Genomic DNA, 22,825 nt, shown 5'->3' with positions numbered 1-22,825 from the left:
GCTTATTCTACGTGAGACACTAACCAACAGTTGTGAATATGTTTATTGCGAGAGAAGTCTAGTGGCAATGTTTGCGAAGAAATATTCTGCGCTTTTAGCCCTAACTCTGCCAACGCAGCTTCATCCATTTTAAAGTGGCGTTTATTGTTTGAGAAAACGATCGTGCCACCTGAACGCAACAAACGCTTGAGATTGGTCATCAGCTTAATGTGATCACGCTGCACATCAAATGAAGTTTCCATACGCTTAGAGTTGGAGAATGTCGGTGGGTCAATAAAAATCAAATCATACTCACCTTTCGCATTCTCTAACCATTGCAAACAATCTGCTTGTTCAAAACGATGTTGACGACCAACACGACCATTTAACTGCATGTTGTCTTTTGCCCAGTTCAGATAAGTATTCGACATATCTACCGTGGTTGTCGAACGTGCGCCACCCATTGCTGCGTGTACGGTTGCGCTACCTGTATAAGCAAACAAGTTAAGGAAGTCTTTACCCTGAGCCATTTCACCCAAGCGACGACGAGTGATTTTATGATCCAAGAACAGACCTGTGTCTAGATAGTCGTGAAGGTTTACGATCAACTTCACGCCGTACTCGTTCACTTCAAGAGTTTCAGACTCCTGACCTAATTTTTGATACTGGCTACGACCTTTCTGCTTTTCACGAACTTTAAGAACAACTTTATTCGCTTCAACACCTGTCACCTGAATTGTGGCACGGATGATATCGGTCAAACGGCGTTTCGCTTTCTCTTCTGGGATATTCTTCGGAGCTGCGTATTCCTGAATCACAATTTGGTCGCCGTAAACGTCGATTGCTACGTTGTATTCTGGAAGGTCTGCGTCATAGATACGGTAACAGTCTAACTTCTCTTTACGAGCCCACTTACCAATCTTACCAATGTTTTTCTTCAAACGGTTTGAGAAGTCAGGTGCGATTTGAACTGTGGTACCGTTCGCTCCCTTCACTTCATCAGCGCTACGCTCTGCAATGCTGTAGTTCTTTTGGTGACACGGTAACGCACCGTTATTCAGTTTAAACTGTTTATCAGCACGCATGCGAAGACAGCTTAATAGTTCGTCTGAACTAGAGAAGATAGACGCGTTACAACCGCCAAATTCTGCTTTTAATTGGCCACCAAATGCTGTGTATAGCGCAATTAGACCTGGCTCAGTTCCAAGACGTTCACCATAAGGAGGGTTAGAAACGATAACGCCCGCTTCGAAACCAGCCGGACGGGTAAGAGTTGCAGCATCACCCTGAGCGAATTCAATCAACTCTTCGACACCAGCTCTGCGAGCATTGTCTTGCGCTACTTTCAGAACTCTTGGGTCGTTATCGAAGCCGAAAAACTTAGCGTCAACTTTTTTGACGCCACGACGAGCTTGTACATTAGCTTCAGATTTAATCTCTGCCCAAAGCTCAGGTTCGAAGTCTTCTAACGCTTCAAAGCCCCACTGTTTACGTTTAACACCTGGTGCCATGTTAGCAGCCATCATTGCTGCTTCAATCAATAAAGTACCAGAACCACACATAGGATCCAAAAGCGGTTGGTGAGTGTCCCAACCGCTGCGCATGATAATAGCTGCGGCTAGCGTTTCACGAAGTGGAGCTCGGCCAGATTCTGGACGGTAACCACGTTGATGAAGACCACTACCCACCATATCGACACCAAGAATCGCTTTGTCTTTATGCAGACGGACGTGAACACGGATATCCGGGTTCTCTTTACTGATGTTAGGACGAGGGAGCCCTTTTTTCTCGAAGCAGTCTACGATGCCATCTTTTACTTTCATTGCACCATACTGGCTGTTGCGGATTTCGCGGTTAGTACCGTTGAAGTCAACCACAAAACGCTTTGAGCTATGGAATTGGTTTACCCAGTTGATTGCAGACGTTGACAGATAAAGGTCCATGTCGTCGTTACAGGTAAACTCCGATAAAACACGTACAAATCGAGACGCCAAGCGGCTCCACAAACAGCAACGGTAAATCTGCTCATTCGTTGCTTTAAATTTTACGCCTGCCTGTACTGGTTTGGCGTTTTCAATGCCTAGTTTAGTCAGTTCTTCAACCAGCAAGTTTTCCATGCCATTTGAAGTTACCGCGAGATATTGATTCATAGTGTTCTTTCGTCGATAAAAAATGGCTTTGATTATACCTGACTTTACGATCAATGCCTCGTTTTTAAAGGCTTTTTCGATTTGTTAGCGCAATCCATCACCAACCCTTCCCGCTGAAAGTCAAAACACAACGCCTGTCATCAAGAAATAAGTCTCTTTTTCATTACCTAATAAAAACAATCTCTCCAGAAGGAGTGAATACTTATTTACCTCAAACCTGGTCTATACCAACCGAGAGTTGATTGTGTAATTTACTTACAAAGCGAACGTATAGGGGAATAAAAGGTGAAATATTAGGCGCAAAATTGCCTAATTTAAGGAAGCGCTAATATGAAAAAAGTGAAATAAAAGTGAGCTGCTTCATATATGAGATACGAAATCCCCCTCACCTAGGGGTGAGTTTGGAGAATGTACTAGGAGAGATTTGGAAAATTCTAGGCAAAAAAAATCGACCTAGTACGGTCGATTAATGCAAACAAAGGAACGAAATACAAAGAAAATCAAAAAGGAAACTACCCTACCATTGCCATTGGTGTCATCATAAATAAGTGATTAGCACATGACATTCTGTCATGCATGACTTTGATAGGCTGGCCGAAACCAAGTGCTTTACTTCCATTGAGCAAGAACTCTTCTTGCCCTACATAAGCACAAAGGCTAGAAGTATCACCTGCCTCAAGGACAATAAACACACCTTCGGAGTGTTGATTCGTTAAGAAAACCATATCCCCTTCTTCCGGTTCGTGATCGCATGCTTGAGCATCGAAGAACCAGCTCTTAGGCTGTACAGGTTTGTGGAAGCGTTTGGCGGCCACACAATAAAGTGTTAACTCTGCTTGGCGGTATTCGTTTATGTCGAGACAGCGAATTCGTTCGTTGTATGTTTGAAACGCGCTTGCATCATCAACTGTGAATTCATTTTCTGAGAAGGCGCAATTGACCAACAGCTTACGGCATAGATTGGTTTGGAAAATCATTTCCTCCCCTAAATCCAGCATTAAGCAAGCTTTGTGCTCGTCAAAATACCAATTCCATTTGTCGCTGGGTTTAAGCATTATTCCGTTCTCTTGTGACTAATTAAACAGCAATAAGAGGTAAGACGCTTAATTACCTACTCATGATTTTTAAATTTTACAAACGAACGGACAAAAAAAAAGAGGAAACGAATTCCTCTTTTTTAGTAACAAGCGTCGATTTCTCAACGATTTAGCGATTGATCTTATAGATTTTTAACAATATCGCGTACGAGACCAGGTCCGTGGTAGATAAAGCCTGTGTAAACTTGAACAAGTTGCGCACCTGCCATCATTTTCTCTTTTGCGGCAACGTATGAGTCAACACCGCCCACACCGATGATCGGAAGTTTGTCGCCAAGCTCTTCATGAAGTTTACGCACAACTTCTGTTGAACGTGATTGAACCGGACGTCCGCTTAGACCACCCGCTTCGTTTGCATGTTTCATGCCTTCAACAACAGTACGATCCAGCGTTGTGTTTGTTGCTATAACGCCGTCAATGTTGTTCTTGATCAGAGACTCACAAATCTGGCTGATTTCATCATCGCTCAAATCTGGTGCAATTTTCAGAGCAAGTGGTACGTACTTGGCATGCTTTTCTGCAAGTTCTGACTGTTTTTCTTTAAGTTCAGACAGTAATTCGTCTAACGCTTCACCGTACTGAAGCGAACGAAGTCCTGGTGTATTTGGTGACGAGATATTCACAGCGATGTAACCTGCGTACTCGTACACTTTTTCCATACAAATCAGGTAGTCCTCTGCCCCGTTCTCAATTGGTGTGTCTTTATTCTTACCAATGTTAATACCAAGAACGCAGTTGTATTTTGCCTTTCTCACATTCTCAACTAGATGATCCACACCTAGGTTGTTAAAGCCCATACGGTTGATGATACCTTCCGCTTCAACTAGGCGGAACAAGCGTGGCTTGTCATTACCGGGTTGCGGACGAGGAGTAACAGTACCAACTTCGACAAAACCAAAGCCCATAGCGTCAAATGCTTCGATACATTCGCCGTTTTTATCCAAGCCAGCAGCAAGACCAACTGGGTTACGGAATGTAAGTCCCATGCATTCTACTGGACGGTTCGGTAATTGTTGACGATAGAAAAGATCGAGAGGAGTGCCGTTGAAACGTTGGAAGTTTTTGATTGCAAGATCATGTGCCTTTTCGGCATCAAGTTGAAAAAAGCCAGTTCTGGCTAGACGGTAAAGCATTGTGCCTCCGAAAGAAAAAAGCCCCGTGTAAACGGGACAATATTATTTACTGTTTTTCGTCTCAATTCAATGAAAATGAATGAATTCAGCAAAATTGTACTTCTTATTTTAATTTTTCTTATAAAAACAGTCTATTACCTATACAAAACTGATGGCTTTTCGTTAAAAGCAAACGATTTCACGCCATGAAAACTTGAACTCTACGTTACATTGTCACTAAGGTTTGTGGTTTCGATTGCTTTAAGCATTAAAAAGCCTCGCATTTGCGAGGCCTTTATCTGAGTCAACTTACCCTATTCGTTCGAGGAACAATTTAGGTTAAGCAAAACCAACTCTCGAAGTGCTACTGAGAACTTCGCAAACTCATGAACTGAACCGACTTTAAATTCGTTTAGAATACTCTCCCAACGATGTAAAGACAGCTCATTCGTTGACATCCAATCCTCTAACGCTTGAATCACATCAAGATCTTCGCTTGAACAACCACAAGTCAACACTTGAGCCGTCAACTGACGTTGTTGCCAGTCTAGATCTTCACGGAATGCCGCTCGCGCCAATGCCTGCCAATTATTATCAACGGCTTGGCTATTGATTTGCTTCAAGAACCAGTGAAGTGATAAACGGTCACCCAAGTTGAAGTACAACTTCGAAGCTTGCTCTACTGTTTTACCTGTTTCGCTTGCTACTGTTGAAATATCCAGTGCTGATTGTAAGCTTGATAGACGAGCAACATGATGTGCTAGCTTCTCTTCTACTCCGCGTTCAACCCACTTCTTCGCAAGTTCGTTGTGCTCTTCTACTTCAGACTCAACTAGCATGGTGTCTAGTGTTTCAGTGATAGTGTGAACATCGTCTTTATACAAAGCAACCAACTCAGTCACTGTGCTCTTACTGCTACGATTACGTAGTAACCAGCGAGAGATACGACGCAGTGCACGGCGTACGTAGAACATGATTTCGTACTGTGCTTCCGCTGTTGCAACGTTATCTAGAGCACGGGTTTGCTTGAGGATATCTTCCAATCCGAAGATTTCACGGGTTGCACTGTAAGCATTTGCGATATCAACCACACTCGCGCCCGTTTCTTCTTGAAGACGAGTCACGAAATTACAGCCCATTTCATTAACCATTTGGTTAGCTAACGCCGTCGCGATGATTTCTGCACGCAGCGGGTGGTTTACCATTTGATCTTTGTAGTTACGGCGTAACTCACTTGGAAAGTAAGCAACTAGTTGTTTTCCATGGAATTCATCATTTGCAATCTCGTCAGCAACGAGTTGCTCTTTTAGAACCATCTTGCCGTAAGCAACCAACACTGAAAGCTCGGGACGCGTCAGACCAAGACCTTGTTTTTCGCGTTCAATCAGTGTTTCGTCGTCAGGAATGTATTCAAGCGCACGATCCAAGTACCCAGCTTTCTCCATCGTATGGATAAAGCGGATTTGCTCTTTAACAATGCCAACACCTTGCTGCTCGGTCACTGAAATCGATTCAGATTGACGGTAAGCATCGTCCAAAACAATTTCGCCAACTTCGTCTTCCATTGATTCAAGAATCAGGTTGCGTTGTTTAACCGTTAAATCGCCATTTGATACAAGGCCGTTCAAGAAGATCTTAATGTTCACTTCGTTGTCTGAACAATCTACACCACCAACGTTATCCACAAAGTCGGTATTTACACGTCCACCTGTGGTTGCGTACTCGATACGACCAAGCTGAGTCATACCTAAGTTACCGCCTTCACCAACGACTTTCGCTTTTAAATCACGTCCGTCGATACGGAGCACGTCGTTTGCACGGTCACCAACATCGGTATGCGTTTCGCTAGATGCTTTAACGTAAGTACCGATACCACCATTCCAAAGTAGATCCACTTCCATTTGTAAGATCATCTTAATCAGATCGTTTGGCGGCAAAGATGCTTTCTTAGTGCCCAACATCTTTTGGATTTCTGGTGTTAATTGGATCGATTTAGAGCGACGAGAGAAAATACCACCGCCCTTCGAGATCAAATCCGCGTTGTAGTCTTCCCAGCTTGATCGAGGGAGGTTGAATAAGCGATCACGCTCTACCCAACTGGTAGCAGAGTCAGGATTCGGGTCAATGAAAATGTGCATGTGGTTAAACGCAGCTTGTAAGCGAATGTGCTTAGAGAGCAACATGCCGTTACCAAATACGTCCCCAGCCATATCACCGACACCAATAGCCGTGAAATCAGTGGTTTGACAGTTGATACCCATTTCACGGAAGTGACGTTTTACCGACTCCCAACCACCTTTCGCAGTGATACCCATTGCTTTGTGGTCGTAACCATTAGAGCCACCTGATGCAAACGCATCACCTAGCCAGAAGTTATACTCGTCAGATACAGAGTTTGCCAAGTCAGAGAAAGTTGCAGTGCCTTTATCGGCTGCAACAACCAAGTATGGGTCGTCCTCATCATGACGCACGACACTCTTCGGCGGAATGACTTCACCTTCGATGATGTTATCGGAAACATCCAATAGTGCGCGGATGAAGCGTTTATAACAACGCTGACCTTCGGCAAAAATTTCATCACGGTTAGTTAGAGTGTGCTGACGTTTACATACGAAGCCACCTTTTGCTCCCACTGGAACAATCACCGTGTTTTTAACTTGTTGAGCTTTGACTAGGCCAAGAATCTCAGTACGGAAGTCTTCTTGACGGTCTGACCAACGTAGACCACCACGCGCGACTTTACCGCCACGTAGGTGAACACCCTCGATATCCGGTGCGTACACGAAGATTTCAAACGCAGGCACTGGCTGAGGAATGTCAGGGATTTCGCTTGGCTTCATCTTCAATGATAACCAAGGTTTTGGCTGCTTATCTTCGTCTAACTGGTAGTAGTTCGTACGTAGCGTTGCTATGATCATTTCCATATAACGACGGATAATACGATCATCATCTAGGCTTTCAACGCGATCCAATTGCTCGGTTATTTTCTTGATAAGATCGTTCTGACCTTTCTCACTACCCTTGTGTTTTGGATCGAATCGCTTAGCAAATAGATTCACCAGACCTGTTGCTAAATCAGGGTAATGGCTCAGGGTATCTTCAATATATTGTTGACTGAATGGGAAGCCAACTTGGCGCATGTAGCGAGCGTATGCACGAAGAATAGAAATTTCACGACCAGACAGTGAAGCGCCTAGCAACAAACGGTTGAAACCATCACTCTCTAAATTACCTGCCCAAATCGCCGCGAATGCTTGCTGGAAACGATCGCGAGCTTCACGAAGATCAACGGTCTTGTCGCTCTTATGCAGCATTGAGAAATCAAGGATCCAGAACGTTTGACCGTTGTTGGTTTCGATCTCATATGGAGATTCGCCGATTACACGTAAGCCAAGGTTTTCCAACATTGGCATAACGTCAGATAGGTGAATTGGCTCGTTGCGGTGGTAAAGCTTTAAGCGAACCGCTTTAGATTCTGCCGCTTCTTCTTGCGGACGGTAGAACAGCATACCCAGTTTGTTGTCATCGCTTAACGCTTCTAGACGTTCGATGTCAGCAACCGCAGAACCAGGCATCATGTCTTCTTTGTATGAACGAGGGAACGCGCTCATGTATTCTTTTGAAAGAGGAAGACCTTTACTCTCACCGAAGTTAGCAATGATGGATTCTTTTAGGCGGTCATCCCATGAAGTCGATACTTCCATTAAGTTCTGCTCAATCTTTTTCACGTCTACATCAATGTTGTTGTTGTCTACACGAACAATGTAATGGGTTCTTGCCAACGGACTTTCAGAGAAGAAAGTCGTAAATTCAACCTCTTGCTCGCAGCCAAAGTACTGCTTAAGAATGCGTTGAGTTTGGCGACGTAGTTCGGTGTTGTAACGATCTTTTGTCACATAAACCATGCAGCTAAAGAAACGCCCAAAAGGGTCTTTACGAACAAATAGACGTAACAAGTCACGATCTTGCATTTGCACGACGCCCATCCCCACTTCCAGTAGTTCTTCTTCACGAGCTTGAAGCAGTTCATCACGTGGGTAGTTTTCTAGGATGTTGTGCAGAGCTTTATAGGAGTACGATCCGTTGCGGTAGCCACTCGCTTCTAGAATGCGATCCACTTTCTCGCGGATAAGAGGAATACTTTGTACGGCTTGGTTGTATACAGCAGAAGTGTAAAGACCTGTGAAACGGTGCTCACCAATCACTTTGCCGTTCTTGTCGAATTTCTTAACACCAATGTAGTCAGTGTACGCTGGGCGGTGAATACGAGAGGCTTGATTGCCCTTAGTGATGATCAACGCATAAGGTTTTTTCGCTTCAAGGCGCGCAGAGTCTGACAGCTCAGAAAGCTTGATGCTGCGAACGCGACTGTCATCAGCAAACATGCCAAGGCCTTTCTCTTCCACCGGCTGAAGCTCAGTATCACCGTTGACGTTAACAAGATCATATTCCTTATACCCCATGAAGGTGAAGTTATGATCCCCTAACCAGCGTAGGTATTCGATCGTTTCATCTAAACGATCTGTTTTCATTGAAACACGATCTTTATTCTTCTCAAGGTCGTTGGTAACGATCTTAAGTTTTTCAACCATTTGCTTCCAGTCATCAACGACTAAGCGCGTGTCAGACAAGATAGTGAGCAGCTCATTTTTTAACGCTTGCATTTCATCTTTACTGGTTAAGCGATCAACTTCGATGTGGAATAGAGATTGAAGGACGCCGCCTTCACCATTAATGTCTGTCACTTGCCCTTTCTTATCGCGTTCTAGTTGCGTTGGGTTGTTAAGCATTAAGTGAGAGACAAGATCGAGTCGCGTTAGCGCCATCTTGATGGAATCCACCAAAAATGGGCTATCTGGAACAACAATTTCAACAATAGTGTGAGTCGATTGCCAACCTTGGCGGCTGACTGCTGGGTTAAATACCCTTACAGAGATGTCTTCTGGTTTCTTTTCATTGACGTGATGCCACAGACTAACCACGGCACCATAAAGGTCGGATTCGTTTCGCTGAATCAAGTCATCATCAGCAATGTTACTAAATAAGTGTTGAGCAAGTTTAGTTACAAGCGGTTGGTGAGAAAGCTCGAGTTTGTCTTGAATTAGTTGGTATACCTTTTCAAGCAGAACCGGCACTACATTTTCACGCGCGGTCATATTCACACTCCACATTAGAATTGTTGTTTTGTAGGGGGACTTAGTTTGGGGTTTAACCCCGAAACTAAGCATAGGTAATGCATACACTTATTGTAAAAGCATAATTACAAATGTTTAACAAAAATTCGCAGTGGTAAGAGGTGAAATGTTTGATTATGTGACTAAGATTCCTGTTTAACTCACTAGGAATATCAGGCATCACAGAGTTTCTAACTTTAGAAACTTATTATTTTGGTCAGTTGTGAGTCTAAAACGACCTCTAACGCCTAATTGACTAAGAAATGGTCTAAATTTTGATGCATCTAGTTGCACTCTTAAACCATTGTCAGTGATGACTTGTACCGAACTAGCGGCACCGGAATAGTGTGAAAGAAATGTTTGATAAGAGATATTGAGAGAGAAGTAATACTGGTTCATTAGAATGGATTATTGTCAGAACAAAAAACTAGGGTGACCTTAACGACCACCCTATTCTTTTGTAGATTATTCGTCTAGTGCTTTAGTCACTTTTTCGAATAGGTCTTTCGCTAAATTGTCCATCGCTTTAAGCTTTTCAAGCTCTGCACGGATAAGCGCTTGGCGGCCTTCATCGTATTTACGGAACTTCAATAGAGGATCGATCATACGAGACGCCACTTGTGGGTTGGTATCGTTCAACTGACGAAGGATCTCACCAGCAAACTGGTAGCCAGAGCCTGATTTATCATGGAAGCGTATAGGGTTTGCGTTTAAGAAAGAACCAATCAAGCTACGCGTACGGTTCGGGTTCTTCAAGCTAAATGCTTCGTGGCTCATGGTTTCTTTCACTTTCTCAAGTGCGTTTTCAACCGGGTTGCTGCCCTGAAGAACAAACCATTTGTCCATAATCAGACCATCGTGCTTCCACTTGTCACTGTAGTCCGCCATTAGGGCTTCACGACATGCAAGTTGCGCATTGTTCGCTGCACTCATTGCCGCGATCGTGTCTGTCATGTTGTTTGATGACTCGTACTGCGCTTTAGCTAGTTCATTGCCCTTTTCAGTGTGAGCTAGGAACTGCAGACATTGGTTACGCAAAGCTCGTTTACCAATAGCGTCATGATCAATGCTGTACTCCGCTTGGTTCAATGCGTGGTAAGTGGCACTAAGTTCATCTTCTAGTTCTTTAGAAAGTGACACTGTAATGCTATTCAGTACCGTATCTACCGCATCAATATCAATCTGCTTGTACCAGCCAGTGATTTCGTTAATTGAAGGTAAAGACAGAACTTGTGCGATAAACGCTGGCTCAAGATTCGCATCAAGTAACACGCCACGGAATGCATCGATTAAGTCTTCTGATAACTTAACCTCACCACCCGCTTGAACGTTAGTTACGTTTTGACGAATGTACTTCGCTAGTAGCATTTGGCTTGCATCCCAACGAGCAAAATCGTTTGTTGCGTGCTTCATCAAGAAGATCAGTTCATCATCGCTGTAATCGTATTCCAATTTAACCGGTGCAGAGAACTCACGAAGCAATGATGGCACTGGTTGTTCTGCGACGTTTTCGAATACGAAAGTCTGTTTGTCTTGCTTCACGTCCAGCACGTTGTGTACTGATTCACCGTTGATAACCAGTGGAATCACGTCACCGTTTTGCGCGTATAGCTCAATATCGAATGGAATATGTAGCGATTGTTTTTCTGATTGGTCGTGCGTTGCTTCAGTAAATTGCTCAACCGTTAGTGCGTAAGTTTTTGCTTCCGCATTGAATTCACTGTTTACACGAAGTGTTGGCGTGCCAGACTGGCTGTACCATAAACGGAATTGCTTAAGGTCAACGCCCGTTGCGTCTTCCATTGCAGAAACGAAATCTTCACACGTTGCTGCAGTGCCATCATGACGGTCAAAGTACAGTTTCATGCCTTTTTGGAAACCTTCTTCGCCAAGTAGCGTATGATACATGCGGATCACTTCGCTGCCCTTTTCGTACACGGTTAGCGTGTAGAAGTTATTCATTTCAATAACTTTATCCGGACGAATTGGATGCGACATTGGGCTTGAATCTTCCGCGAATTGAGGACCGCGGATAATGCGAACGTTGTCGATGCGGTTTACTGCACGTGAACCAAGATCAGATGAGAACTCTTGATCGCGGAACACGGTTAGGCCCTCTTTCAAACTCAGCTGGAACCAGTCACGACAAGTAACACGGTTACCCGTCCAGTTGTGGAAGTATTCGTGACCGATTACCGCCTCAATACCAAGGTATTCACGGTCAGTCGCGGTTTTTTCATTCGCAAGGACAAACTTCGAGTTGAAGATGTTTAGACCTTTGTTTTCCATCGCGCCCATGTTGAAGAAATCAACGGCCACGATCATGTAAATATCTAGGTCGTACTCAAGACCAAAGCGGTCTTCATCCCACTTCATTGAGTTGATAAGTGAAGTCATCGCATGACCAGCACGATCTAGGTTGCCTTTGTCGACAAAGATTTCTAGGTCAACTTTACGGCCAGATGTCGTAGTGTATTTATCACGTAGAACATCAAAATCACCTGCAACTAGTGCAAACAAATAAGCAGGCTTTGGATGAGGGTCTTGCCATTGAACCCAATGACGACCGTTTTCTGCTTCGCCTTCTGCAACGCGGTTACCGTTGCTAAGTAGGAACGGATAAGCAGCTTTGTCTGCAATCACTTTTGTTGTGTATTTCGCAAGAACATCTGGACGGTCTAGGTAGTAAGTAATACGACGGAAGCCTTCTGCTTCACACTGCGTACAAAACGCACCACCTGATTTGTACAGACCTTCAAGTGCCGTGTTTGCTTCCGGGTCGATCTTAGTAACGATTTCTAAATCAAATTCCGCAGGCAAATCACTAAGCACTAAAGAGGCTTCTTTTACTTCATGATGAGCCCAATCTTCACCATTTACTTTTACGGAGCGAAGCTCTAGCCCTTCACCGTCTAATTCTAAAGTTGTTGATTCGCCCTTTTGAACTACTTTTGATACTGCGGTCACGATAGTGTCGTTGTCGTAAAGATCAAACGTTAAATCGATATCAATAATCGCATGCGAAGGCGCTTGATAATCTTTGCGATATTTTGCTTGGGGAGCTTGAGACATGTCCATAAATCCTTGTATATAGAACCACAAAAATACCAGGACCGGAGGCTCAAACACCTCACACTGGTATCACGATATAAGCTATTTGTAGGGGTTGTGGTATCAGAATACAAGTCTTTCTATAAAAAAACGGAGCTTTTAGTGGCTTAGCTCCGCTTTCTGTTTAACATTTAATCAACATCAGAATATTTCACTATTAATAAACCAGCGTGAAATAATGGAAATGAATCATTTAGGGTGTGACTCGATTGAGTACCGCGTACATCTCTCCACTAGAATCCTCAATAGTAAGCTCGTTTTGGTTCAGCTTATAGCGCGTGCCATGCTCACCGTTTTCGTACAAAAGGACTAGGTGTTCACCCTCGGTATAAAAGACACCCTGTTTCACTGATTCTTCTCCAGATTCATTAGCGACACGGAACATAAAGACAAAATCAGGCTGGAGGATAAGGTCCATTTGGTTGATGTTGTTCGCCAACATACCGTCTCCTGCAACATGAGAGCTTGACCAAATACCAGCTAGTGCGTTGGAGAGTCCTTTGGTAAAAGTCACACCGTTTAGGTCAAGCGTGTTGTGGTTGTTTTGATAGGCGTAGATTTGAGGTTCATCTGTGTTTAACCCAAGAACAATGGTGTCCTCATTAGCGTTATATAGTCCTTCCCAATGATCGATAGAATAGTCTTTCTTTTGGATATCTATTGAGAAAGTATAATTAGAACCAAGTGTCAGTTTGATTGCGCGAAAATTCTCCGCTGAATCCTCAGGGTTTGGGTTCATTAAGTACCAATCCCCTATGAGAAAAGGAGTATCAAAGTGACTGAGTTCATCTTCTTTGTTGGTTTCCGCACTAGAAACGCTAAAGCAGCAAAAGCTAAGTAAAATAATGAACCATTTCATAACGGTATCCTTATCGTTTTCTTTTAGCTTAGGCTTTAGATCTCACTTTCGCGAAATATTTGATCTACATCACGTAAATTGTTTAAGAAAATTAAGCGCAGAATTAACTCATTTGCAGTGAATACTCCTAGCGAAAAGCGCATAAAAAAAGAGCGAATCACTATGACTCGCTCTTAAACAACAGAATTGCTAGTTGTTATGACTAAATTTTTAGCCTTTCAACATATCAACCATGACGGCTACTGATTCGTCCAGGTATACGTCTGGTGCTTCGTAGTCTTTCGGCACGTCATCCAAAGTCTTAAATGGTTTTTTGCCCATTGCAACTTGGCGTTCGTTGATGCGCTTCAAACGTAATGCTTCTGCTTCATCAGATTCTTCTTCACGAACTTTTTCGTTAAGAGACAATAAGTTATCATCCTTCTCTTTACGATACTTTTCGATATCTTCATTGATAAAACGGAACTCCATTTCATCAGCGATACGTTTGTTGTGAAGTTCTGTTAGTTTGGTAACCAAAGCGTCATTACTTGGGAACATCTGATATTTCGCTTTATCAATGCTGTCCCATGGTAGTGCATTGTCCTCAACACTCTCTCCAGTTTCACTTGGTTCCACAGGCGTTGGATAAGCAATATCTGGAGCAACACCACGGTTCTGAGTACTTCCGCCATCAATACGGTAGAACTTTTGAATCGTGTACTGAACATACCCGAGTTCTTTATCGAAAAGATCATAAATATGATTCAATGAACGATGTTGCTGAACCGTCCCTTTACCGAATGAGTTTTCACCCAAAATCACGGCACGATCGTAATCTTGCAGTGCTGCGGCAAAGATCTCAGAAGCAGAAGCACTATAACGGTTAATCAATACCGTCAGTGGTCCATCATAGCTGACTTGACCATCAGTATCCGCGTTAACTTTGATGCGACCATAACTATCACGAACTTGAACAACAGGGCCTTCTTTGATGAATAGACCAGTCAGTGCCGTTGCTTCGGTTAGAGCACCGCCGCCGTTGTTACGCAAATCGACGATAATGCCATCAACGTTTTTCGTTTTGAGTTCAGAAATCAGTTTATCTGTGTCTTTCGAGAGACCAACATAGAAACTTGGTACCTCTAGTACACCAATTTTCTTACCGTCTTTCTCTATTATTTCAGATTTGACTGCCCTGTCTTCTAAACGAACTTTGTCACGCACAATAGTGACAACGTAACTCTTAGCTTCTTTACCATCCGGCAAGATTTCTAGGTTAACTTTAGTCCCCTTAGGGCCTTTAATTAACTGAACAACGTCATCTAAACGCCAACCAATTACGTCAACAACATCTTCACCATCTTGCCCAACACCGATGATGCGGTCACCCTCACCTAACTGCTTACTTTTAGATGCCGGACCACCTGCAACAAGTGAACGAATCACTGTGTAGTCATCCGTCATTTGGAGCACTGCACCAATACCTTCAAGAGAGAGGTTCATCTCAGATTGAAATTGTTCAGCGTTGCGAGGTGATAAGTAGCTAGTATGCGGGTCGACTTCTCGAGCGAATGCATTCATGTACAGCTGGAAGGCATCTTCGTTACGAGTCTGAGTGATTCGCTTCATTGCGTTATTGTAACGCTTCTCTAAAACCTCTTTAATTTCTGGCCAGTCTTTACCAGTCAGTTTTAGGTTTAGAGCGTCGTATTTAACGCGTTTACGCCAAAGCTCATTTAACTCTGCTTCGTCTTTAGGCCAAGTCGCTTCAGAACGATCCAGTTCAATAAAGTCTTCAGTATCGAATTTGATTTCTTTATCAAGCAGAGTCAACGCATAGGCAAAACGTTCGAAACGTTTTTGCATCGAAAGGTTATAAACATCAAATGCAATCTTGTTGTTACCAGCTTTTAGCTGATCATCAAGACTGATCGACCAATCTTTAAAAGAATCAATGTCCGCTTGAGTAAAAATATTTCTATTGTAATCAAGCATTTCTACGTAGCGTTCAAAGATCGCTTTAGAGAAATCATCATTCAGATTGAAGTGCTTATAATGAGAGCGGGTAAATCGAGAAGTTACTCGTTTGCTGGCTGTTTCATGCTGAACTTCAGGAGCAAGAACCGGCAAGTCATCTTTGTTTAGTTTGGCTTCGAGAGCCTGAGCTGATGCTGCTAGCCAGAAGCTAGCAGCAATCAGTGTCACTTTTGAACGGCAATTCATGCGTAGGAGTATCTCCCTTATGCGCGCAAGTGCTCCGCTTTCACAACCATTTGCAGGCCGTTAGCAAGTTGAACACGTACATCTTCCTTATTGACTTCAACAATGGTCGCTGCCATGTTTCCTTTACCCATGTTCACGTTTACTGCATTGCCGATTGTGATTTCATCAGCGTTTAGCGCGCGTGTTTCAACAGGCTTACTTTCTTTTTGTACTTTTGGTTTGTTAGTACGACGAGGCTGTTGTGGCTTTTTAGCCGCAGGTTTCGCTTTCGCCTTACCCTCTTCACGAGCTTTTTGTGCTTGTTCTTTACGACGAGCCTGAACTTTCGCTTTGCTTTCAGCTAGTGTTGCTTTTGCGTGTTCTACGTGTTCTTCCTCTAGCTCACCACATGGGTTGCCATCTAGATCAACACGTACTGCACCTGGTTTTACACCGTGTAGGTAACGCCATGATGAAGTGTACTGTCTTAACGCTGCACGAAGCTGAGTTTTGCTTACTTTTTCGTCTTCATTTAGACGTTCCGCAAGATCTTGAAAAATACCAATTTTCAGAGGCTTTGCTTCACCTTCTAAAGTAAAGCACTTAGGGAAACATTCAGCAATGTATGCGATAACTTCTTTGCTGTTTTTTAACTTTTCAGTCATGAGGGTTCCTGGTTTGAGCGGATTTCCGCGAAGCATTAAGAAAAAATATTCTCGTATTATAGTGACATGCCAAGGAAAAACCACACTAGAGGACGAATTTATGCGTCGTTAGCGTGCGAATTAAGCAGCTTTTCTACTTCTGACATAAAATGAGTGAGTTCTTCTTCGTCTGTTTCATCGAATCGGCCGATATTTGGGCTATCAATATCCAATACGCCAGCCACTTCTCCATTGATAGTAAAAGGAATAACAATTTCCGAATTACTCGCAGCATCACAGGCAATGTGACCTTCAAACTCATGAACGTCGTATACTCTTTGTACGGTATTAGTTTGAGCAGCTGTACCACAAACACCACGCCCCATTGGGATACGAACGCAAGCAGGTTTGCCTTGAAATGGCCCAAGTACCAGTTCATTTCCTTTTTTAAGGTAAAAACCCGCCCAGTTGAGCTCGTCAAGCTCCATAAATAGTAGTGAGCTGATGTTGGCAAGGTTCGCGACGTAGTCTTTTTCTGACTCGATCAGCGCTACGGCTTGTTTGGTAAGTCTTTGGTATTGTTCTATGTTCATATTAACTTCCTACTTTTTATTTAGGCTTCCATTCTTACAGTATGGCGCTACAATGCAGCCCTACTTTTTAATAGGACTTATTCTCAATTACAATGAATCCGAAAAACGACACTATTAGCCGTTCTTGGTTGATAACACAAGTCAAAAAGCACAAGTCCAAGTTGATTGTGGCGAACTTGATTGCTGTTCTTGCAACCTTGATTAGTGTTCCAATCCCTCTTCTTATGCCTTTAATGGTGGATGAAGTCTTATTGGACAAACCGGCATCAGGCCTTGCGGCAATGAATGCAGTCTTACCTGAAACGTGGCATACACCTACGGGATATATTTTCTTTACTCTCTTTTTGGTTGTGCTCATGCGGGCAGGCAGCCAAGCGTTCAATATTCTTCAGAGCCGACAATTTACTTTAGTCTCCAAAACCATCACGTTTGAAATGCGAAGTAAAATGATCGACAAACTCGGTCGCATCAGTATTCGACAATACGAGACAAAAGGCAGCGGTGGCATCAATGCTCACCTTATCACCGACATTGAGACTATTGATAAATTCATTGGTTCTACGTTAGCTAAATTTGTTATCAGTTTTCTAACGGTGATTGGTACCGCCATTGTCCTTCTATGGCTCGACTGGCGTCTCGGCCTCTTTATTCTTTTGGTTAACCCTATCGTTATCTACTTCTCTCGCAAACTGGGGAGCATGGTTAAACACCTAAAACGTAAGGAAAACCATTCATTCGAAATCTTCCAGAATCGATTAGTCGAAACGCTAGATGGTATCTATCAATTACGCGCAGCAAACAAAGAACGAGAATTTCTACAGCAATTGAAGAACAACGCTGACCAAGTTCGTATTGATGCGGACAAGTATGCATGGCAATCCGAAGCCGCGGGTCGAGTTTCTTTCCTCTTATTTTTAATTGGCTTTGAGCTGTTCCGTGCTGTTGCGATGTTAATGGTGATGTTCAGTGACCTCACCATTGGTCAAATCTTCGCAGTATTCGGTTACCTTTGGTTTATGCTCTCTCCAGTCCAAGAACTACTGGGCATCCAATTCTCTTGGTATAGCGCAAAAGCCGCACTAAAACGCATTAACGACCTATTAGAATTGGAAGAAGAACATAGACCTGTCTCTAAGGTAAATCCTTTCAAAGAAAATAAAGAAGTTGATGTAAAAATCGAACATGTTGATTTTTCATACAATAATGAAAACAAAGTGTTGGACGATCTCTCGTTACACATCCCAGCTGGTAAGAAAGTAGCCTTGGTCGGTGCAAGTGGTGGTGGTAAATCGACGCTGATTCAGCTGTTGATTGGCGTATACAGACAAAACGCAGGTTCAATCCGTTTTAATGATGAACTGACAGACGACATTAGCTTTGAAGTGATACGCGACAAAATTGCCGTGGTTTTACAACAACCTATACTATTTAATGACTCGTTGAGGCATAATCTGACCCTCGGTGGGGATTTTGACGAAATATCATTGTGGCGCGCTCTAGAAGTTGCGCAGTTGCAAGATGTAATTTCTCAACTAAACCACGGTTTGGATACGCAAATCGGACGCAATGGTATTCGCCTATCTGGGGGCCAACGTCAACGTTTAGCTATTGCACGAATGGTGTTGAGTAATCCACAATTTGTTATCCTAGATGAAGCAACGTCTGCATTGGATACCGCAACTGAAGCGGCTCTTCATAAGGCGTTAACTGAATTCTTACGTGGTAGAACGACACTAATCGTCGCGCACCGCTTATCTGCCGTTAAGCAAGCTGATTTGATTTATGTGCTTGAGGACGGAAGAGTGACGCAAACAGGAACCCATGGTGAGCTTGTTGAGCAAGAAGGCTTATATCAAACCCTATACGGGGGCATTCAGTCCCACGCTTAAACCGTTCTTAGTGGAGAGGTCGTTGTGACCTCTCTGTCTAAACATGCGTCGCAACCCAATAATGTTCGCTTATGCCAAGGTTGCGAGTTACCTGTCGATATTGTCGATTTACCTAATCGAAGAAATGCGCACTGCCCACGCTGCGGTACTGAGTTGTATCGAGGTGGCAGTCCAAGCTTGTCTGGTAATCTTGCTATCGCGGTTACCTGCATTCTCCTGTTCATCCCTTCACATTTTTTTAATTTCATCAGCATTCGTCTGTTCGGTGTAATGATACCGGCAACACTGCCATCTGGGATGATTACGCTGTTTCAAGAAGGCTTTGTCCTTCTTTCTATCTTAATTCTGTTTTGCAGCTCCCTCGCCCCACTCATCGTATGCAGCTCTGTCGTAACCGCACATTGGTCATTACACAAGCGTTGGTTTAAAGGACTTAGGGTTTCACTGTGGCTAATCCAACACCTTAAACATTGGGTCATGCTGGATGTATTTTTGGTCAGTATTGCAATCTCCTGTTTCAAGCTTCAGGACTACTCTGACATTTTCGTCGGACCAGGATTGATCGGCCTCGTACTACTGCAAATCTTCACTGTTTTGTTGATTTCTCGTATTAGCGTCCGTCGCTACTGGGAGTCATGGCAGTCTGAGACGAGCTATGACTTTGAACACAAGGACGTACATTGTCACGAGTGTCACCTTTCTCAACCAGAAGGTGATAAATGCCGCCGTTGTAATCATGCGCTTTACCATCGTAAGCCAAATTCAATCCAAAAAACTTGGGCTTACCTAATCGCAGCAACCATTGCTATTTTTCCGGCGAACCTAATCCCTATCTCTATCTTGCTTACGAACGGCAAACGTTTAGAAGATACGATATTTTCGGGCGTTGCTGGTTTAGTCAAAAATGGGATGTACGGTATCGCAGTGATCATTTTTGTTGCCAGTATTGTCGTACCTGTGGCAAAAATCCTTGGTCTCACCTACATCTTGCTATGTATAAAATTTAAACGTTCGGTGTTTCGAAGACAGCGAATGATGGTTTACTTTGCAGTAAAGTGGATCGGTAAATGGTCCGTGATGGATTTGTTTGTTATCTCTATCATGATGACATTGGTCGATCGTGGACAAATTCTCGATTTCACACCAGGCTACGGTGCGGTAGCGTTTGGTGTAGTTGTCGTTCTTACAATGCTCGCCGCGGAGAGCATTGATCCAAGGCTTATCTGGGACCAAGCCCCAAAACAATCAGAAAAAGAGTCAATTAATGAGTGATCAGAACAGTTCTCAAACGTCATACGAGCCAGAGATAAAGAGGAGTAAAGGCATTTCTCCTCTTTGGCTCCTGCCGATCTTGACGATGATTTTAGCCGGTTGGCTCGTCGTTAAGTCCATTCATGACGCTGGACAGCGGGTACAAATCCACTTCTCTGATGCAGCCGGTTTAATTGCTGGCCGTACGACGATTCGCTATCAAGGCTTGGAAGTGGGTATGGTACGCGACATCAACTTGTCTGAGGATTTAGGCAGCATTTATGTCGATGCAGACATTTACCCAGAAGCAACCAAATTGCTTAATGAGAAAACACGCTTTTGGCTCGTTAAACCGACCGCAAGTTTAACTGGTGTATCTGGGTTAGATGCTCTTGTCTCCGGTAACTACATTTCTATCCAACCGGGTGACAGTAAAGAGTTTGAAACGTCGTTCCACGCACTTGACTCCGCACCTACTGATCTTCGCGTCACTCAAGGGCTCAATATCAAACTAAAAAGTCGTGACTTAGGCGGCGTTTCTATTGGTTCTCAGATTGTTTATAAAAAAATCCCTATTGGTGAAGTTTACAGCTACCAATTAAACGAAGATGCGAAATCCATTACGATCCAAGCCAACATTCAGGATCAATACCGACACATCATCAACAACCGCAGTCGTTTTTGGAATGTGAGTGGTATTGGTGCAAGCATCGGTTTTGAAGGCGTTGATGTCCGCCTAGAAAGCATGAGCGCCCTACTTGGTGGTGCGATCGCAGTCGACTCACCAGACGATGGTGAGCCAGTCGAAGATTATAAAGAATTTCGTTTATATAAAGACCTTAAAACCGCAGGCCGTGGTATCGCAATCAAAATTGCCCTTCCAGATGACAACAAAATCAGCGCTGAAGGTGCTCCGATCATGTATCGTGGGATTGAAGTCGGCCAAGTCACGGATTTAAACCTATCTGAAGGTCGTGAGGTCATTCTTGCTTCTGCTGCAATCCAACCCGCATTCAGTGACATGCTTACCTCTGGTACACGTTTTGTTCTTGAAGAAGCAAAAGTATCACTCTCTGGCGTCGAAAATATCGCTAACCTTGTTCGTGGCAATTTCTTAACCATCGTTCCAGGTGAAGGTGAACGTGCACGTCAGTTTACTGCTATTCGTAAAAACGTCTTTAATCAGCAGCAGGAGAAATCGATAGCGATTCGCCTTGTTTCGGACAACTCATTTGGCTTAGATAGCGGTGCAAACGTCCTCTACAAAGGCATTGTTGTGGGTTCAATCATTAAAGTAGGACTACTCGATGAAGAGAAAGCTCAGCAAGCGAATCATGAAGTTTTCATGGATGTGTTGATTGATCAAGAATACAAACACCTCATCAAATCCAACAACCGCTTCTATGTAACAGGCAGTGCATCGGCCGAGCTCACTGAATCGGGCCTCAGTGTGACGGTCCCACCGGCCAAACAACTGTTAACAGGTTCAATCAGCTTTGTTAGCCAAGGCGCGGAAAAGATTCAAAAAGAGTACCAGCTATTCCAAAGTGAATCTTTAGCTGAATTAGCGCAATACAACCAGAGTGGTTCGAAAACGCTTAACTTATTTGCTTCTGAGTTGCCTCCGATTTCAAAAGGCAGTCCTCTGCTCTACCGAAATCTGCCCGTGGGCAGCGTGTCTGATTTCAATTTAGTCGATGGTGGCGTCATCGTAAAAGCCACGATTGAAAACCGCTACGCACATCTGATTGCGGCTCAAACCGTATTTTGGAATCGCTCAGGCGTTGAGGTCGACGCTTCACTTGCTGGAATCACCGTTAAGGCACACCCGCTTAAATCCTTAATTAAAGGCGGTATCGCGTTCGATTCAATTCCAGGTATTGAGAACAAAATTGGCCAACGCTGGAAGCTCTATCAAGATCAAAAGCAAGCGCGTAAGTTTGGACGTGTCATCGCTTTGGAAACAGACGGTTCTCAGGAAGTAAGCAAAGGGATGCCAATAAAATACCAAGGTGTCAAAGTCGGTGAAGTCACTTTAGTGGTCCCTAACTTCCGCCGAGAAATGGTTGAAGTGACTGCCCGTATTTTGCCTGAATATGTGGAAGATATTGCCGTTACCGGGTCACACTTTTGGCTAACTGAGCCAGAAATTGGCTTAGGCGGTGTTAAAAACCTAGGCGCATTAGTATCTAAATCCATTAGCGTGGAACCGGGCCAAGGTGCAGCAGCATTCAAATTTGATCTAGAGAAAGGTAATGCGCGCTCACAAGGGATGCGTTTTACCTTACAAAGTGAACAGCGTGGCTCAGTACAGATTGGCACCCCTATCCTATACCGTCAAATGGAAGTTGGTCAGGTAACGGATGTGCATTTAGGAGAATTCGCTGATCGTGTGATTACCCAGATTGAAATTCAGCCAGAATATGCCTACCTAGTTCGTCAGAACAGTGTATTCTGGAACGTGTCTGGCGTTGATGTTTCGATTGGTTTAGGTGGAGCAAACATTAAAGCAGGTACAATTGATAGCCTTGTACGTGGTGGTATCGCTTTCTCAACACCAGAGCAATCTCAAATTCCACCAGCAGCAAAAAAAGGTCACTCTTTCTACTTGTACCCTCAAGCTGAAGAGAGTTGGTTGGAATGGCGCACAGCGATCCCCAAACCATGATTCATAGATAACCAAGATAGACTAAAGAGCAGCAATCGCTGCTCTTTTTATTACCGTAGCCTTTGTGGCTATTCGTTTCTAACCCAGTTTCGTATATCATTTGCAGCAAATTCT

General features: G+C 43.6%; 13 protein-coding genes. 3 read left to right on the top strand and 10 right to left on the bottom strand.

The genetic code is table 11. The features are described 5' to 3' along the window. Positions 1-2: 2 nt before the first annotated feature. The 10 genes from rlmKL to C1S73_RS02060 all read right to left on the bottom strand — a co-directional run bounded on the left by rlmKL (position 3) and on the right by C1S73_RS02060 (position 16,903). Positions 3-2,129: a bifunctional 23S rRNA (guanine(2069)-N(7))-methyltransferase RlmK/23S rRNA (guanine(2445)-N(2))-methyltransferase RlmL gene (rlmKL, locus tag C1S73_RS02105; RefSeq protein WP_038872968.1), complete on the bottom strand. Its 2,127-nt coding sequence runs from the start codon at positions 2,127-2,129 to the stop codon at positions 3-5. Between the two features lie 512 nt (positions 2,130-2,641). Next, positions 2,642-3,184, bottom strand: coding sequence for a cell division protein ZapC (locus C1S73_RS02100; RefSeq protein ID WP_038872971.1), 543 nt, complete (start codon positions 3,182-3,184; stop codon positions 2,642-2,644). Positions 3,185-3,348: 164 nt separating this feature from the next. Next, positions 3,349-4,359 carry a quinone-dependent dihydroorotate dehydrogenase gene (pyrD, locus tag C1S73_RS02095; protein WP_038872975.1) on the bottom strand — a complete coding sequence of 337 codons (1,011 nt, stop codon included), beginning with the start codon at positions 4,357-4,359 and terminating at the stop codon, positions 3,349-3,351. A 293-nt stretch (positions 4,360-4,652) separates the two neighbouring features. Further along, the gene (locus tag C1S73_RS02090; protein ID WP_038872978.1) at positions 4,653-9,494 is read right to left on the bottom strand and encodes an NAD-glutamate dehydrogenase; all 4,842 of its coding nucleotides are present in this window, start codon (positions 9,492-9,494) and stop codon (positions 4,653-4,655) included. Positions 9,495-9,692: 198 nt separating this feature from the next. After that, a complete protein-coding gene (locus C1S73_RS02085; RefSeq protein ID WP_078607003.1) occupies positions 9,693-9,911 on the bottom strand; it encodes a DUF2835 domain-containing protein in 219 nt (72 codons plus the stop codon). Positions 9,912-9,977: 66 nt separating this feature from the next. After that, positions 9,978-12,584: an aminopeptidase N gene (pepN, locus tag C1S73_RS02080; RefSeq protein WP_038872981.1), complete on the bottom strand. Its 2,607-nt coding sequence runs from the start codon at positions 12,582-12,584 to the stop codon at positions 9,978-9,980. A gap of 232 nt (positions 12,585-12,816) precedes the next feature. Beyond that, positions 12,817-13,482 (bottom strand): hypothetical protein, encoded by a 666-nt coding sequence (locus tag C1S73_RS02075; RefSeq protein WP_038872985.1) that lies wholly within the window; start codon positions 13,480-13,482, stop codon positions 12,817-12,819. Between the two features lie 210 nt (positions 13,483-13,692). After that, positions 13,693-15,687, bottom strand: coding sequence for a carboxy terminal-processing peptidase (prc, locus tag C1S73_RS02070; protein ID WP_038872987.1), 1,995 nt, complete (start codon positions 15,685-15,687; stop codon positions 13,693-13,695). A 17-nt stretch (positions 15,688-15,704) separates the two neighbouring features. Next, positions 15,705-16,331: an RNA chaperone ProQ gene (proQ, locus tag C1S73_RS02065; protein WP_038872990.1), complete on the bottom strand. Its 627-nt coding sequence runs from the start codon at positions 16,329-16,331 to the stop codon at positions 15,705-15,707. A gap of 98 nt (positions 16,332-16,429) precedes the next feature. Further along, positions 16,430-16,903, bottom strand: a complete 474-nt coding sequence (locus C1S73_RS02060; RefSeq protein WP_038872993.1) for a GAF domain-containing protein — start codon at positions 16,901-16,903, stop codon at positions 16,430-16,432. 92 nt (positions 16,904-16,995) lie between these two features. Here C1S73_RS02060 and C1S73_RS02055 point away from each other — a divergent pair, with 92 nt between their 5' ends. The 3 genes from C1S73_RS02055 to C1S73_RS02045 are packed head-to-tail and all read left to right on the top strand — an operon-like array spanning position 16,996 to position 22,711. Then, positions 16,996-18,792 carry an ABC transporter ATP-binding protein gene (locus C1S73_RS02055; RefSeq protein ID WP_038872996.1) on the top strand — a complete coding sequence of 599 codons (1,797 nt, stop codon included), beginning with the start codon at positions 16,996-16,998 and terminating at the stop codon, positions 18,790-18,792. A gap of 24 nt (positions 18,793-18,816) precedes the next feature. After that, positions 18,817-20,064, top strand: a complete 1,248-nt coding sequence (locus C1S73_RS02050; protein WP_038872999.1) for a paraquat-inducible protein A — start codon at positions 18,817-18,819, stop codon at positions 20,062-20,064. Continuing rightward, entirely contained in the window at positions 20,057-22,711 is a 2,655-nt protein-coding gene (locus tag C1S73_RS02045) for an MlaD family protein (protein ID WP_038873002.1), read from the top strand. The genes C1S73_RS02050 and C1S73_RS02045 overlap by 8 nt, the downstream gene beginning before the upstream one ends. The last annotated feature ends 114 nt before the right edge of the window (positions 22,712-22,825 follow it).

It is taken from the genome of Vibrio jasicida 090810c (genome assembly GCF_002887615.1).
Lineage (GTDB): Bacteria > Pseudomonadota > Gammaproteobacteria > Enterobacterales > Vibrionaceae > Vibrio > Vibrio jasicida.
Note: the sequence above shows the minus strand (reverse complement) of the source record. Positions and strands in the feature narration are given on the sequence as shown.